This window comes from Priestia endophytica DSM 13796 (assembly GCF_900115845.1).
Classification (GTDB): Bacteria; Bacillota; Bacilli; order Bacillales; family Bacillaceae_H; genus Bacillus_I; species Bacillus_I endophytica.
Map to the genome: position 1 here is coordinate 14,550 of NZ_FOXX01000010.1, position 14,619 is coordinate 29,168.

At 36.8% G+C, this 14,619-nt stretch carries 14 protein-coding genes; 1 reads left to right on the forward strand and 13 read right to left on the reverse strand.

All coding sequences use genetic code 11. The annotated features are described in order from the left end of the window. Window positions 1-20 precede the first annotated feature (20 nt). From BM012_RS17455 to BM012_RS17515, 13 genes are all read right to left on the reverse strand, one after another. Window positions 21-632 carry an alpha/beta hydrolase gene (locus BM012_RS17455; RefSeq protein ID WP_061806084.1) on the reverse strand — a complete coding sequence of 204 codons (612 nt, stop codon included), beginning with the start codon at window positions 630-632 and terminating at the stop codon, window positions 21-23. After that, a complete protein-coding gene (locus tag BM012_RS17460) occupies window positions 632-1,576 on the reverse strand; it encodes a ring-cleaving dioxygenase (RefSeq protein WP_061806083.1) in 945 nt (314 codons plus the stop codon). The genes BM012_RS17455 and BM012_RS17460 overlap by 1 nt, the downstream gene beginning before the upstream one ends. Before the next feature lie 39 nt (window positions 1,577-1,615). After that, on the reverse strand, window positions 1,616-2,224 hold the full coding sequence (locus tag BM012_RS17465; protein ID WP_061806082.1) for a flavin reductase family protein: 609 nt from the start codon (window positions 2,222-2,224) through the stop codon (window positions 1,616-1,618). A 22-nt stretch (window positions 2,225-2,246) separates the two neighbouring features. Then, a complete protein-coding gene (locus BM012_RS17470) occupies window positions 2,247-3,185 on the reverse strand; it encodes a ring-cleaving dioxygenase (RefSeq protein WP_061806081.1) in 939 nt (312 codons plus the stop codon). Window positions 3,186-3,313: 128 nt separating this feature from the next. Then, window positions 3,314-3,712, reverse strand: coding sequence for a DoxX family protein (locus BM012_RS17475; RefSeq protein WP_061806080.1), 399 nt, complete (start codon window positions 3,710-3,712; stop codon window positions 3,314-3,316). 61 nt (window positions 3,713-3,773) lie between these two features. Next, complete coding sequence (locus BM012_RS17480; RefSeq protein ID WP_061806079.1) at window positions 3,774-4,196, reverse strand: MarR family winged helix-turn-helix transcriptional regulator; 423 nt, start codon at window positions 4,194-4,196, stop codon at window positions 3,774-3,776. Between the two features lie 323 nt (window positions 4,197-4,519). Then, window positions 4,520-4,951: a helix-turn-helix domain-containing protein gene (locus BM012_RS17485; protein WP_064505053.1), complete on the reverse strand. Its 432-nt coding sequence runs from the start codon at window positions 4,949-4,951 to the stop codon at window positions 4,520-4,522. Between the two features lie 345 nt (window positions 4,952-5,296). Next, on the reverse strand, window positions 5,297-6,286 hold the full coding sequence (locus tag BM012_RS17490) for an aldo/keto reductase (RefSeq protein WP_061806077.1): 990 nt from the start codon (window positions 6,284-6,286) through the stop codon (window positions 5,297-5,299). Between the two features lie 175 nt (window positions 6,287-6,461). Next, window positions 6,462-7,697, reverse strand: coding sequence for an MFS transporter (locus tag BM012_RS17495; protein ID WP_061806076.1), 1,236 nt, complete (start codon window positions 7,695-7,697; stop codon window positions 6,462-6,464). A 412-nt stretch (window positions 7,698-8,109) separates the two neighbouring features. Beyond that, the gene (gene aroQ / locus BM012_RS17500; RefSeq protein ID WP_061806075.1) at window positions 8,110-8,547 is read right to left on the reverse strand and encodes a type II 3-dehydroquinate dehydratase; all 438 of its coding nucleotides are present in this window, start codon (window positions 8,545-8,547) and stop codon (window positions 8,110-8,112) included. A gap of 251 nt (window positions 8,548-8,798) precedes the next feature. Then, the gene (locus BM012_RS17505; protein ID WP_061806074.1) at window positions 8,799-9,623 is read right to left on the reverse strand and encodes a sugar phosphate isomerase/epimerase family protein; all 825 of its coding nucleotides are present in this window, start codon (window positions 9,621-9,623) and stop codon (window positions 8,799-8,801) included. A gap of 38 nt (window positions 9,624-9,661) precedes the next feature. After that, window positions 9,662-11,419 (reverse strand): thiamine pyrophosphate-binding protein, encoded by a 1,758-nt coding sequence (locus tag BM012_RS17510; protein ID WP_061806073.1) that lies wholly within the window; start codon window positions 11,417-11,419, stop codon window positions 9,662-9,664. A 177-nt stretch (window positions 11,420-11,596) separates the two neighbouring features. Continuing rightward, window positions 11,597-13,045, reverse strand: coding sequence for an aldehyde dehydrogenase family protein (locus tag BM012_RS17515; protein ID WP_061806072.1), 1,449 nt, complete (start codon window positions 13,043-13,045; stop codon window positions 11,597-11,599). A 442-nt stretch (window positions 13,046-13,487) separates the two neighbouring features. Between BM012_RS17515 and BM012_RS17520 the strand changes: the two genes are divergently transcribed. Then, window positions 13,488-14,258, forward strand: a complete 771-nt coding sequence (locus BM012_RS17520) for an IclR family transcriptional regulator (protein ID WP_061806071.1) — start codon at window positions 13,488-13,490, stop codon at window positions 14,256-14,258. Window positions 14,259-14,619: the final 361 nt, after the last annotated feature.

Genomic DNA, 14,619 nt, shown 5'->3' on the forward strand with positions numbered 1-14,619 from the left:
GTCATACCTACTCATTTACACTATTTTGACTGGATTTTTTGATACCACTGGCCTGCAGCTTCTACCTCTTCAATTGTCAATTGATGACCTTTATTCTCCCAATGAAGTTCTACATTCGCATTAGCCTTTTCTAATAAGGATTGAAGTTCATTTGATTCCATGGGCGAGCAAATCGGATCATTTGTCCCAGCAGCAATAAACACATACTTATCTGATAAGTCCGGAAGATCAATCCCTTTTCTCGGTACCATAGGGTGATGAAGAATGGCACCTTTTAAGGCATTTTTGTAGTGAAATAATAAACTAGCTGCTATATTCGCTCCATTTGAGTATCCAATAGCGATAATATTGTTGCGGTCAAAACTATACTCTTCTGCTGCCTCATCAAGAAATTCATTTAATTCTTTTGTGCGGAAAATAAGGTCTTCTTCATCAAATACCCCTTCAGCCAATCTTCGGAAGAATCGAGGCATTCCATTTTCTAATACATTTCCTCGAACACTTAAGACAGAAGCCTCATCATCAATTCTTCCCGCAATAGGCAACAGATCTAATTCATTTCCACCAGTACCATGCAGTAATAATAATGTTGGTTTTGTTGAATCTTTTCCTTTATTGAAAATATGCTTCACTATTTATCCCCCTCCAGAACATGAACCTCCACTTGCGGTAAGGTTTCTTCTAATTCTTCTCTTTTTGATTCTAACCAAGATGGCAACATAAGTTTTTTTCCAAGTTCATTGGTAGATTCATCCACTGAAAAACCTGGTGGATCGGTTGCTATTTCGAAGAGGATTCCCCCTTCTTCATGAAAATAAAGAGCTTTGAAGTAGTTTCGATCGAGAATTTCAGTTGGATAATATCCGTTTTCTAGAAGAAGTGATCTCCATCTTTGATGATCTTCTTCATCACTAGCTCGCCATGCTATATGATGGACCGTTCCTGCTCCCATCAATCCCCGAACTGAAGGATTTAACCGGATGTCGATCGTATTCCCTATAGCACCTTCAGATTTAAATCTAAGAAATTCTTTTTCTTGGCCCATGCATTCTAATCCCAAAATATTTTCTAGCACGTGAGTTGTTTTATGAGGCTGTGAAGAATACAAAACAGCACCACCAAACCCTTTAATGGCATGATCAGCTTGAACTCCCCCAAAGTTCCAAGTGTTCTTCGGTCCTTCATCTCGTTCTGTTAATTCAAGTTGAAGTCCATCAGGATCATTAAAGTGTAAATATTTTTCACCAAAGCGAATGGAAGAAGTAAATTCAACTCTGAACTTTCGTAATCTATTCTCCCAAAATGTAAACGAACCCTTTGGTATAACATAGTTAGTCACCCCAACTTGTCCCGTCCCAATTCGACCTTTTAGCTGTTTAGCCCATGGAAAAAAAGTAATAACACTACCTGGTTGACCCGTTTCATTCCCAAAATAAAGATGATATACTTCCGGTCGATCAAAATTAATGGTTTTTTTAACAAGTCGTAACCCAAGGACGCCTGCATAAAAGTCGATATTTCGTTGAGCATCGTTTACCATCGCTGAGATATGATGGATACCTGCTGTTTTTTGCATTTTATCCTCTCCGTTTCCTCCATGGGATTTTATAAAGAATTATTTGGGTCTTTTGACTTCAAAGATTTCACCAATTTTCGCATAATTATCTCCAGCTAATCGACTTACTGCAGCCAATCCATTAGGATCGATTCTTCCATTTTTATAGATATCCTGTTCAATATGAAATTGAACGACTTTTCCTATCATCAGGTCGCACCCAGGGGAATCTGAACCTCCCAATTCTAAGGAATGCTCTAATGAACATTCCATTCGAATTTTCGCTTCCTTTACACCGGATACAGAAATCTTTACACTCTCGACTGGAGTTAAGTTAGCTAACTCAATCTCACTTTGATTAGGAGCAAGGCTTGCAGCTGTTTTATTTATTTTTTCAACATTTTGTTCATCAACAATATGCACCACAAATTGCTTAGACTCGATGATATTTCTTGCTGTATCCTTTTGTTTCCCCTCGGAGCGTTGAATAGATAGAGAAATCATAGGAGGGTTCGATGATACAATATTAAAGTAGCTAAATGGAGCACCATTCAAAATACCGTCTTTTGAAGTTGTTGTAACAAAAGCAATAGGTCTAGGTATAATGCTTCCTATTAGAAATTTATAATTTTCTCTTTCCGACATAGAACCTGGCTCAATTGAAAGCAAAGAAATCATCCCTTTCGCAACGTTAGTTTAGTTCTCTTACTTCAAACGGTAGTAACACTTGTTCAATTTTCTCTCTCTGAGGCTCATATTGTAATGGAAGCATCAAATTTTCGCCCATTGTCTCTTGTGATTCATCATGAGCAAATCCTGGAGGATCAGTTGCAATTTCAAACAGGATTTCACCATGTTCTTTAAAGTAAATTGCGTTAAAATAATTTCTGTCTCGTACAGGTGTAACACCATATCCATTTGCTGCAATATATTCTTGCCAATCTAGTTGATCCTTATCGTCAATAGCTCGCCATGCAATATGATGTACGGTACCGACACCCATTTGTCCACGGCCAACAGGAGTCAATTTAAGATCAATAATATTTCCTATATCAGCTGTAGAACGGTAACGAGCGAAATCTTCTTCTTTACCGACTAATTCAAGACCCATTACCTTTTCTAGTAATTCTGCTGTTTTATTAGGCTGAGTTGATAGTAGAGTTGCTCCCCCAAATCCTTTAATAGCGACTTCAGGTGTTACATTGCCAAAACTCCATGTATTAAGTTCGCCTTCTTCTCTTTCGACAATCTCTAAGTGAAGACCATGAGGGTCATCAAATTCTATATATTGTTCTCCAAAGCGTTCCATTTTAGTAAACGCAACGTTAAACTTTTCTAGCCTTTTTTCCCAGAATTCCATAGCACCTTTAGGAACTACATAAGAAGTGACGCCTACTTGACCGGCTCCTATCGTACCTTGGCGAGCCCCTGCCCATGGAAAGAAAGTAATAATGGTTCCTGGCTTACCACCTTCATCTCCAAAATAAAGGTGATACGTACCTGGGTCATCAAAATTGACGGTTTGCTTAACTAAACGTAAACCTAAAACACCTGCATAGAAATCAACATTCTCCTGTGGATGCCCTACGATTGCTGTAATGTGGTGAATACCCATTGTTTTTTTACTCATTTTTAACACTCCTTTGTCATATAAAATCTAGTTATTAAAACAACTTGATACTTTATTTTATACCGGCTTATAAGCTAAGAATCTAATAATAATCATTTCAATCCTAAAAATCTCTACTTCAATATAATTTAGAATAAAAATACATCAAGAGCATATTGACCAGGACCTGTTAAAGCTACGCCTACCGCAACAACAAGTAAAGTTAAATTATATTCATATCCATTATTTGTTGCCCATAATCCGTTTGGACCATGCACCTTTACAATAGCCATTACCATTGTTCCTGCAATGATAATTCCTGCAAGTGGAGTTAAAAGTCCTAATACAAACAAAATTCCTCCAATAAGTTCTGCTAATCCTGCAAAAAGAGCCATTTTTACTCCTGGCTTCATCCCAATGGATTCAAACCAACCTCCTGTACCTTTTAAACCATGACCGCCGAACCAACCAAATAATTTTTGAGCGCCGTGGCCAACAAACAGTAAACCAATTACCAAACGAATGATGAGTAAACCAACATTTATCATGTCAAACCCTCCTAAATGATTTTTATCTCGAATTCGAGATAATATACTAAAAAAATAATGTCTAAACTTTATCTTTTACCTTTTTCAAAAGATGGACCAGTGTTTCTCCCTCGTCAGAATTTAATGAATCAAACATATCGTCAACTACCTTCTGATGTTTCAGCATGATTTCTTGCATTAATTTATTTCCACCATCTGTTAATGTAACATGGACGACGCGACGATCTTCTCGACAGGCGTTTCGACTTAATAGACCTTTTTGTTCTAGTTTATCTATAACATAGGTCATCGAACTACTTGAGACCAATATATAATCTCCAATTTGGCGAATCGTTTGTTTCCCTTTTTGGTAAAGCACCTCTAAAACAGAGAATTCCATTATATTTAGCTTATTTTTTGACATCTCTTCCTTGATTCTCTCATGAACTGCTTTAGATGTTTGCATTAATACCAAAAAGGGCAAATTCGTGCATTTCCTCTGCATTTAGTTTCCTCCTTTCAAAATATCTCGAATTAAAGTATCTTGAATATGAGATAATTGTAATACTTATAATTTTTTCTGTCAACGTTTTTTGCTAATAAATTTTTGAATGATGTAAAAACATTCCGTAATCCTACATCTTGAATATGTTAGATTTACGACTCTATAGAAAAAGGGTAAATAATTTCACCCTTACGAACAAAATAAAGATGATGTACCTTTTTTAGAAAAGTAGAGAACTGAATGTGATATACAAAGTAAGTTCACATAATGTAGCTTATAGGAAAACGACCTTGGTACTGTTTGACCAAGATCTTTTGTTATTGTTAATTAAAGCTTTTTTTGAAGACTATAATGATGTGAAATATGTGCTTCTTCAATTTTTTTGGAAAACAGACAATTAGAGTTCCTAAAATATTTAAAATTACAAAAAAGATGGATAAACCAAAGAGTAAATCAAGTAAAAAACCAAAAAATATGATTGCCATTCCTATATAAAACAAAATATTAAAAATATTCTCTTCCCTTTTATCCACAGTTTCCTCAATTTGCGAGGTTAAGAAATTAGCCTTAATTAGTTTAACAACTGTTGTCTCATATATCTCACTTAACCTTAAAAGGTTTTGACTATTAGGATAACATTCGCTATTTTCCCACTTATAAACCGTTTCTCTAGATACATTCATTTTTTTAGCGAGATCCTCTCGAGACATATTTTTTGATTCTCTTAAATTCTTTAATTGCTCACCTAAATTCAACCCCATCATTCCTCCTGTAATACCACTTTATAACATTCATGTAAAATAAGCTAGAAACATTTTAGGAGGGTAAACTTATGATTAACAGGGTTAATAGTGTATATTTTATCTTTAGAAAGACATTGGCTATATTTTAATTTTCTTATAAACCATACTTTTTCGGATAGATAAGGCTACAATCATTGTAAAAAAACAAAATGCCAGATACTTTATCAATAAAATGCAGAGGCAGCTCTATTACATACTCTCAAACCTTTTTTTATTCACTCGTTTAGTACAATGAAAGAGGAGTTGCTGCAGCAACTCCTTCTTTAAACTCTTGCCATCCGTTCTTGAAAAAAGAACTCAAAATAGTTTATATGAATTTGTAACAATATTTGAATCAACATTAATCCACTGTTTTTCCTCTGAAGTCAATTGAATCTCTAGAGCTTGGATACTTGAGTTTAACTCCTCTATGTTTTGTGGCCCTATTACAGCACAAGAAGGAAACGACTGATTTAGTACAAATGCCAAAGCAATATGATTTGCCTTATATTTGGTTCCTTTTTGTTTAGCTAACTCATTGGCTCTTCGTAAGCGTCCCCAGTTAGTATCATTGTAGTAGACTCGAACGATATCTTTGTTTGATTTGTCCTCAGGTGAAAAGCGTCCTGTAAAAAATCCACTTGCCTGGGAAGCCCATGAAAAAAGTGGGAAGTTCATTTTTTTATGCCATTTAAGATCCGTCTTGTCCACATAAACAGTTCCTGGCCAACGAGGTTCGTTTATTTGGGCTAAACTAAACGAAGGGCTATTCACAAGTAAACGATTATACCCTTTTTTATCAGCATATTTATTCGCTTCTTCGATACGTTCAGTTGACCAATTGGATACCCCAAATGCTTTTATATGACCACTATTTTTAAAATCTTGGAGCATATCCATAAGTATCTCCACTGGTACGGATGGATCATCACGATGAAGCAAGTACAGATCTATATAATCCGTTTTAAGTCTCTCAAGACTTATCATCAAATCATGTGTAATATCTTTCGTATTGACTCTTTTTTTCTGTCCATCATGAAGGCCATTTTTATTTACAAAATGATGACCACCTTTGCTGATAATGAACATATCTTTACGGTTCTGTCTTTCTTCTAGCCACATACCTAACGTAAGCTCAGCATTACCCTGGCCATAAAGATATGCTGTATCTATCGTGTTTCCTCCTTGTTCTACAAATGCGTCTATCATTTTAAACGAAAGAGCCCTACGGTCCGGTGAGAAGCTCGAAGTTCCTAAAATAAGTTGTGAGCACGCACGATCAATTCCTCCGATTTCTATATATTTCATTTTTGTTCACTCCTATTTTATCATTCGTTGGAGCATGAAAGTTTTACTTAACTAAATGATTGTAAAATCTCAATAAGATATGGTTGCATCCTAAAGTTTTAGCCATCTCTCGCTCATCAGATAAATTCAAATCATACTTGTCTTCTGACACGTCAATGATTCAAAAGATTGTCCTTTAAGACATTTTATCAATTACTTTTTCATCACCCTTGTTGAACTCTATTTCCCTATGTCCCTCAACTAACTTTCTATAACGGTAAAAAACAAATAACGCACATACTAAACCAATGACTGACAAAAATGCATCAAAAATAAAAATAAACTTAATATTACCGCTTTTTGACATAAACCCTGTCACAAGTGGCATAACGACAGAGGCAAGTCCCCCTGCTGTAGCCAGAATTCCTGTCGCGGTTCCTTTCCTTTTCCAGAATAGTTCATTAATCGTTGCAATTGATAGTTGGAAAATACCAGCAGTTGAAAACCCGACAAAAAAAGAAGCTACCGATACGATTTCAGGTGACCTAATTGTTAAAATAGCGACAATTGAAGTAAATGTAATGATGGGATAAATCACAAGGACTGTAACAGGACGCAAGAATTTTTTCAATAATATAGCTAGTGATAAGACAGATACGAACATCCCGACACTGTAGTAGCTGAGTAATTTAATTGATTGAACTTCTGTCATCCCTAGCACTTGTTGACCAAAAGAAGGCAGCCAAATTTGAGCCACAGTAAATAGACCGGTAGAAGTGAAGCCAATAACTACAAGGGCAAGCCCCTCTTTCTTAAAATTTGGTTCAGAGAGAAACTTGGTGCTTCCATTGGACTGATCCATTTCGGAAGCTTGCACTGTTCGATGATTTGGAAAAGGAACCGTAATCAGGAACAACATATTTAGAAAATAAACAGCAGCCGGTATAAAAAAAGCATACCCGTAAAACATTCCCTTACTTGCAATAAACGAAATCATTAATGGCAAAAGTCCTGTGCCCACTGCCATAAAAGCTTTGACCATTACACTAGCAGATCCGGCCGACTTTGGAAAAATCTCAACTAAACCTGGATACGCGCCTGCATCAAGTGCTGAATTGGCACATCCCGCCAATAGCGCAAGAGCAAATGCAATTTGATAGCTTGGAGCCAACGGAATGCCTGCCAGGAAAATGGCTAAACCGAAAGCCCCAAAAATAACCAGAGGCTTTCTTCCAAACTTATCTGATAGACGCCCTGATAACGCATAAGTAAGTAACTTTCCAATCCCAATCGCAGAAATAATATAACTAATCCCAGCGCTGTCCGTACTCCACTGACCCGTTAACGAAGTCATATTTGAAATAAGTATGATATTCACCATACCTAGTAAAAGATAACTTGTATACATACTTAGTGCTGTCTTTATATACATTTCCAACAACCCCTATCCACCGGAAAAAGTTTTCTAAAAGACCGGTTAATTTAGATCGTACAGGTATTCATATAATTGGAATAGTTAATACTCACAGGCTGAAACATGGATTACTTAAATCAACCTCTTTAAAGTTAAAAAGTAAAAATGTTTTAGCATCCTATCTTCTTAGGACTTTATATAGAATGAAATTTTACAAAAACCAAGTGATTTTTGTAACCGCTATCAATTTATTGTATTTGTTTTTATAACATTTCCTTTCTCTTATCCACCTCTTTTCTTTCTTAGACTAACACCATTATACTAAATATTCAGTTTTTTCACTTCGATTGAACCTCGTGTACAAATTTCACTGGTTCCCAAACAAGGGAGGAACATGCCGGTATTGATAGGCTGCCCCTCTACAATTAGACTATTTTACCGCCGCTACAGCTGCCCTTAAACCAAGAAGATAGCTTTCCACCCCGAATCCGCAAATTTGACCTTTTGCAATTTCAGCAAAAACCGAATGATGACGAAACTCTTCTCTTGCGTGAATATTGGACATATGAATCTCAATAATTGGTGCAGTAAGAATTGCAAGAGCATCACGCAACCCATAGCTATAATGAGTCCATGCACCAGCATTGATGATAACGGCATCCTTATTTTCTAGAAAAGCTTGATGAATTTTTTCACACATCTCACCTTCATGATTAGTCTGAAAGCACTCTATTTCAACATCTAACTCATTCGCTAGTTCATTTAGTTGCTCGTTGATCTGCTCAAGGGTGATTGTACCATATTGCACAGGGTCCCTTTTTCCAAACATATCATGATTGATTCCATGTAACATCAGAATTTTTTTCATATTATCTCCTCCTTTGTTTTAATAGAATGGGCATTTCCATCATTCTATAACGATAAGCAAATATCTAACGAATACAAATAAACGTTATCTCCCCATTCAATACAGTTTTTAGTTGATTCCACGTAATATGGTTCAATAGCTTAAGTTGATGTTATATTTATAGAAATCATTTTCATATTCAGACTCATCACGTTTTTGCGAGGTGAGACCACGTTTTCAAAATTCATATACATTTACTCACCCTGCGCTTACTAACGCTTCTGAAACGAGTAAGCTTCGAAATACGCCTTCGCAGTCTGCAAGCAACGTCGCGCATGTTCCTCATATCCTAACTCTTGAGCACGTTTATTGTGCGGCAGCTCAATTGAATAAGGAATCTCAGGAATACGCTCCACGATACTCGCAATATCAATACACCCCTCTCCTATGTACAAACGTTCCTCACGAAGAATTTTGATCATCTCTTCTTTTGATGCCGGAATTTTCGCAGGTGCATCACAAAGATGGAGAAAACGGAACCATTCGTGTGGTACTGCGTCCAAATCCTCAATCTTATCCCCTGCACGGTGGAAATGATGGATATCGATCATAAGACCAGCATTTTCCTGATTTGCTGCACGAAGAACATTAAGAGTTTCCGCAAGATTTGTCACACTCGCAATAGGAACATACTCTAATTCTATGGTTAGTCCGAACGGTTTAGCCAGCTCGCAAAGTTCGATAAAACGCTCCATATACAAATTGCGATCGTTCGTCCAGATACTACTAAGAACATGGCGTCCGCCAAGTTCAGCCGCAACTTCCATAGCAGGTACATATTCCTTTGGATCAACGTCATCACAGATACGTGCTAGTTCGATGTCAAGAAGATTTACGCCTGTTTCAATAAGCGCAGCTTTCGTTTCCCGCATCATCTGTTTATTTTCAGCTAACGCATAGTTAGGCTCGCCAGGTAGACCCATATAAATGGGTCTAAGGCTGACGAAATCATAACCAGCTCTCGCGGCAAGGTAAGTCATCTCTGGTGGTGTGCAACCAAGTGTTGTAAGGTGGGCTAAGGAAAATCGATTTGTCATCTTCTTTTATCCCTCCAAGTGTAGAGTATTTTTTAGATTTAAACAGATACGTGATGAACTTTCTTATCCGGAGAATAAATATCCATTATATTCCAATGTCCAGAGGTTGGAACAGGGTTGTTTAACATGGCTACATCGATGACAACTGGTTTATTTGACTCAATGGCCCGTTGTAAAGCAGGTTTAAATTCTTTCGCTGCTTCAATTTTAATTCCTTCTACCCCATAAGCCTTTGCGATAGCTGCATAGTCAGGAGAGTAAGGGTTTCCATCTCTTTCAAACAACGTACCAAGAGTTGTTCCATAATGGGCTTTTTGTAATCCTGCAATCGTACCGAACGCATAATTATTCATGATAATCCACACAACTGGAATATTTTCTTCAGCCGCTGTTGCAAGTAAGGCAGGATTCTGCCCAAAACCGCCGTCGCCTACCAACGAAACAACTACTTTATCCGGATGAGCAATTTTTGCTCCTAGAGCCGCTGGAGCACCGAACCCCATTGTAGCGAAACCGCCAGGTGTTAAAATACTGCCTGCTTCATAAATTGGGAACTGCTGTCCTACTCCGTTTTTATTCCAGCCTACATCTGTTGTAATGTACGCATCTTTCGGAAGAACGTCGCGCACTTCTTCTAAGATGCGCTGAGGCTGCATTGGGAAACAATTATCTGTAATAAATTTTTGATTACTTTTTTTGAATTCTTCTCGATAAGAAGCAATTTCTTGTTTAAGCTCCTCATTTTGTAATCCTTCTGGAACTAATTCTTTTGCCACACGATTTAGCACAGTTAATGCTTGTTTTAAATCTGCTACCGCTCCAATTTCGACTGGGTAGTTCCGGCCAATTTCGCTTGGATCAATGTCAATTTGAATCAATTTCGTAGGCGGGAAGTTAAAGGTATATTCTGATTCCCATGAACTGCTATCCGCTTCAGCAAAACGAGTGCCTAAGGCAAAAATATAATCTGCTTCTTTACATTTATCATTAATAAACTTCGTTCCCCAGAAGCCTGTCATCCCTAATGTAAATGGATGGTCATCGGAAACGGCGCCTTTCCCCATAAGAGAATGAGCAACTGGAATATTCAAATGGTCGACTAATTCTCTCAGTTCCTGAGCTGCATCTGCTAGCAAAATCCCTCCACCTACATATAAGAGAGGATTTTGGGCATTTACAAGAGTTTGGATAATCTTTCTCGCTGTAACCTCATCAATGGAAGGCTTATTAAGCATTTTCGTATTATGGTTTAACTTCTCAAATAACGCTGGATCTACTTCTTTCGAGAAAATATCCATTGGTACTGATACTAAGACCGGACCCGGATTTCCGCTTTCCGCCAATTGAAAAGCCTTCTCCATAATTTCAGGAAATAAATCAGGACGATCTACACGCCATGCACGCTTAACAAACGGACGATAAATTTCATACTGTGAAGCATCAGCATGTAAGTTAACTTCCTGATGAGGATGTTTACCATAGTAGTGGCTTGGAACATCCCCGGCAATCACGACCATTGGAATCGAATCTAAAGCTGCGTTAGCAACTCCTGTAGCAGCATTGGTTAAGCCAGGTCCTAAATGGCTTAATAAAACAGCCGTTTGTTTTTTTACTCTCGCATACCCATCAGCCATATGGGCAGATATTTGTTCGTGTCTAACATTGACGAATTTGATTGAACTATTTTCCAAGGCTGTTAAAACCGCAATATTTGTATGTCCACAAAGACCAAAGATATGTTCGACTCCTCTATCTTCTAAATACTTGACTAATTGATGAGAGATGAGATTGTTCATTGTTTTTGTTCCTCCTTAAAATTCAGAATCATTTTTTTACGCTTTCCTGCAACACCTGCTTCAAAGGCCTGTTTATACTTAGTGAAAGGAAGAATCATAGAAGCAATTCATTACTGACACCCTCCATTATCCTTCCCCCACCCTTGTTAACGCTTACACCAGGACGCCTAACGTTCTCTATTCGTTAATAGGAAGCTGGAATACTATCATTTTTGTTTCTGTCATATCCTCAATCGCGTAACGAGGACCTTCACGCCCAATTCCACTATTCTTCACACCGCCATAAGGCCAATGATCTAGTCTGAAATTCGACGTCCCATTAATCACGACACCACCGACTTCTAGTGAGTGGGCGACTTTATAAGCTAAATCCATTTTATTTGTAAACAGCCCTGTCTGAAGTCCAAAGGAAGAATCGTTGGTCTCTGCAATGGCTTCTTCAATGGTTTCATAAGGAATAATACTTACTATCGGTCCAAACACTTCCTGACAAACGACTTTACTATGTTTAGGAGGATTTAATAAAATTGTTGGTTCTACTGTTGCACCCTGTTGTTTGCCTCCGCACACAACAGTCGCTCCTAGCTGAACAGATTCATTGATCCAATTCATCACCCGTTTCGCTGCATTTTCATCGACTAAGCAGCCAACATCCGTATCTGGTAATAAAGGATCTCCGATTTTAAGTTTTAATACCTCTTCTTTTAGCAGGTCCGTAAATGTTGGAATAATTGATTGATGTACATAAATTCGTTGGACAGAAATACAGCTTTGTCCTGAATTACTGAAGCCTGTTCTTGCGCACAAAGTGGCAGCACGCTTTAAATCCGCATCTTCATGAACAATAGTAGAAGCGTTTCCACCAAGCTCAAGAAGTACTTTTTTCATATTGGCTAATTCACATATATTCCTAGCGGCCACTACCCCGCCGGTAAAAGAGATCACATTAATGCGGTCATCTTTTACAATTTGCTGTCCAATTTCCACTCCGCCAAGCACCATATTAATAGCATGTTTAGGAACCCCAGCCTCCAATAATAACTTTAACAATTCAGTCGCAATCAACGCCGTTTGAGGAGCCGGCTTCAAAATCACACTATTTCCTGCTGCAAATGCTGGGCCAACCTTATGGCAAACAAGATTTAGGGGAGCATTAAATGGTGTAATAGCAGCAACGACACCAACAGGTACCCGAAAAGTAGAAGCAATCGCTTTTGTTCCTCTTTCAGAAGCATCACCAGGCAATGTTTCTCCTATTAAGCGTTTCGCCTCTTCACCTGATAATTCTAATGTTTCAATGGAACGAGATACTTCATCAAGCGTGTTTTTTAAAGGTTTTCCTAATTCAAGAGAAATAAGTCCGGCAAATCTCTCTTTCTCTTGTTCTAGTAAGCTAGCTGCCCGCTTTAAAATTTTTGCTCGTTCATAAGAAGGGATATTAGCAATTTGTTTTTTTGATGCGTAAGCAGAGGCCAAAGCATTTTCTACATCTTCCTGTGTTGCGAGTACTTGCTCACCAACTACATCTCCGGAGTAAGGACTTTTAATTAAAACACTTTCACGATTTGTTTCAACCCATTCCCCACTAATATAAGGATGTGCTTTTTTTACAGTCGTTTTTATCATGTTTTATCACCTATCTTTCTAAATGATAGTTTGTCAATTATTTTGGGTTTAAATAAAAACAGTATAAACGCTTTCATTTTTGGTTTTTTTCGACAACTAATTACAGATAATTGATGGTCTCCCCTTTTTTTGTTTATTTATACTCATCAAACTTCGCATCCAAATTCCATTGGGTGGAATGTGATTACACTGTATGAAACTTTAAAGTGATTGTATATCAATTTTTTTATTTTTTCAATAGTTTATTAATATAAAATTTTCGAAAAACTATCTAAAAAGTTCTTAATTATTGAGTTATAGTCACTTTTAATGGGGAAAGGAATGACATCTAAAAAAACTTGATTGCAAATAAAATTCAGGGTAGGATGTAAACAAGTTCCAACTAGTGGAATTCATTTTAATCAACAAACCATTTTATTAAACATAAAAGGATGATGAAAAGATGCCATTAGAAAAAGAAAATGGAGGACAAGGAATACGAACCGTTCAAAGAGCGTTGGATATTCTTGCTTGCTTTAATGAAGAACAACCTGAATTAAATTTAACTCAAATTTCAGAAAAGATAGGATTAGCTAAATCTACAACAACTAGACTTTTGGCAACCCTAGAACAAAATGGATATGTAGAAAAAGATTTATCAACACTTAAATATAAACTTGGTAAACAAATTTATTATTTGGGTCATATAGCTGGTAAATCCATTGAGTTAAAAACTATTGCAAAACCTATTATGGAAAAATTACGAGATGAAACAAAAGAAACCATTAACTTACATACTTTAGAAGGAATCTATAGAGTATGTATTGAGCAATCTCTAGGCCTTAATACTATAAGTCATAGTATAAAAATTGGCGTGAAACACCCTTTATGGGCAGGTGCTGGAGGAAAGGCAATACTTGCTTTTCAAAATGAAGAGTTTATCCAAATGGTTTTAGAAACTGCAGTTAATCCCAGACCACAGTTAATGAGCGAATTGGAAGAAATAAAAACAGTCTATTCTTGTAGTAGTATTGATGAAGAAGAAGTCGGCTCTTCAGCTGTTTCAGCACCCATTTTTGATATAAACGGAGTGGTCAAGGCATCTCTTTCGATTTCTGGACCAACGAGTAGATTTTCTCAAGAAAACATAACAAATTACCAAAAAATTGTTAAAGATGCTGCTTTTTTAATTTCTTCTAAAATGGGTTACGTTCATCAAGAAAAAATACTATAAGTGTATTTTGAAAAACTTCTTAACTCATCATTATTTTCTAGAAAGTCTACATCTAAGTGACCTGCCAAATTACAGATAATAATAGTACCATGTTGACAATCCCACAGCTCTGATGCAGTGGGATTATTTTCCGTATATTTGTAATATCTATCTTTTAAAAGAAAGCGCCTATATTTTACATACCTCTTATTTAATAAGAAAATTGAGAAGACTATATGTATCAAATAAAAAAGGTATTAAAAATGGAAGTATGTTTACTCCTAGGTCAGTTAACTAAAAATGATATTCATTGATATAATGATCTTTTAGGATATAGGGAAGGCTTTAGCCGCTTATAAATAATGGTCATACCCATAGCAAA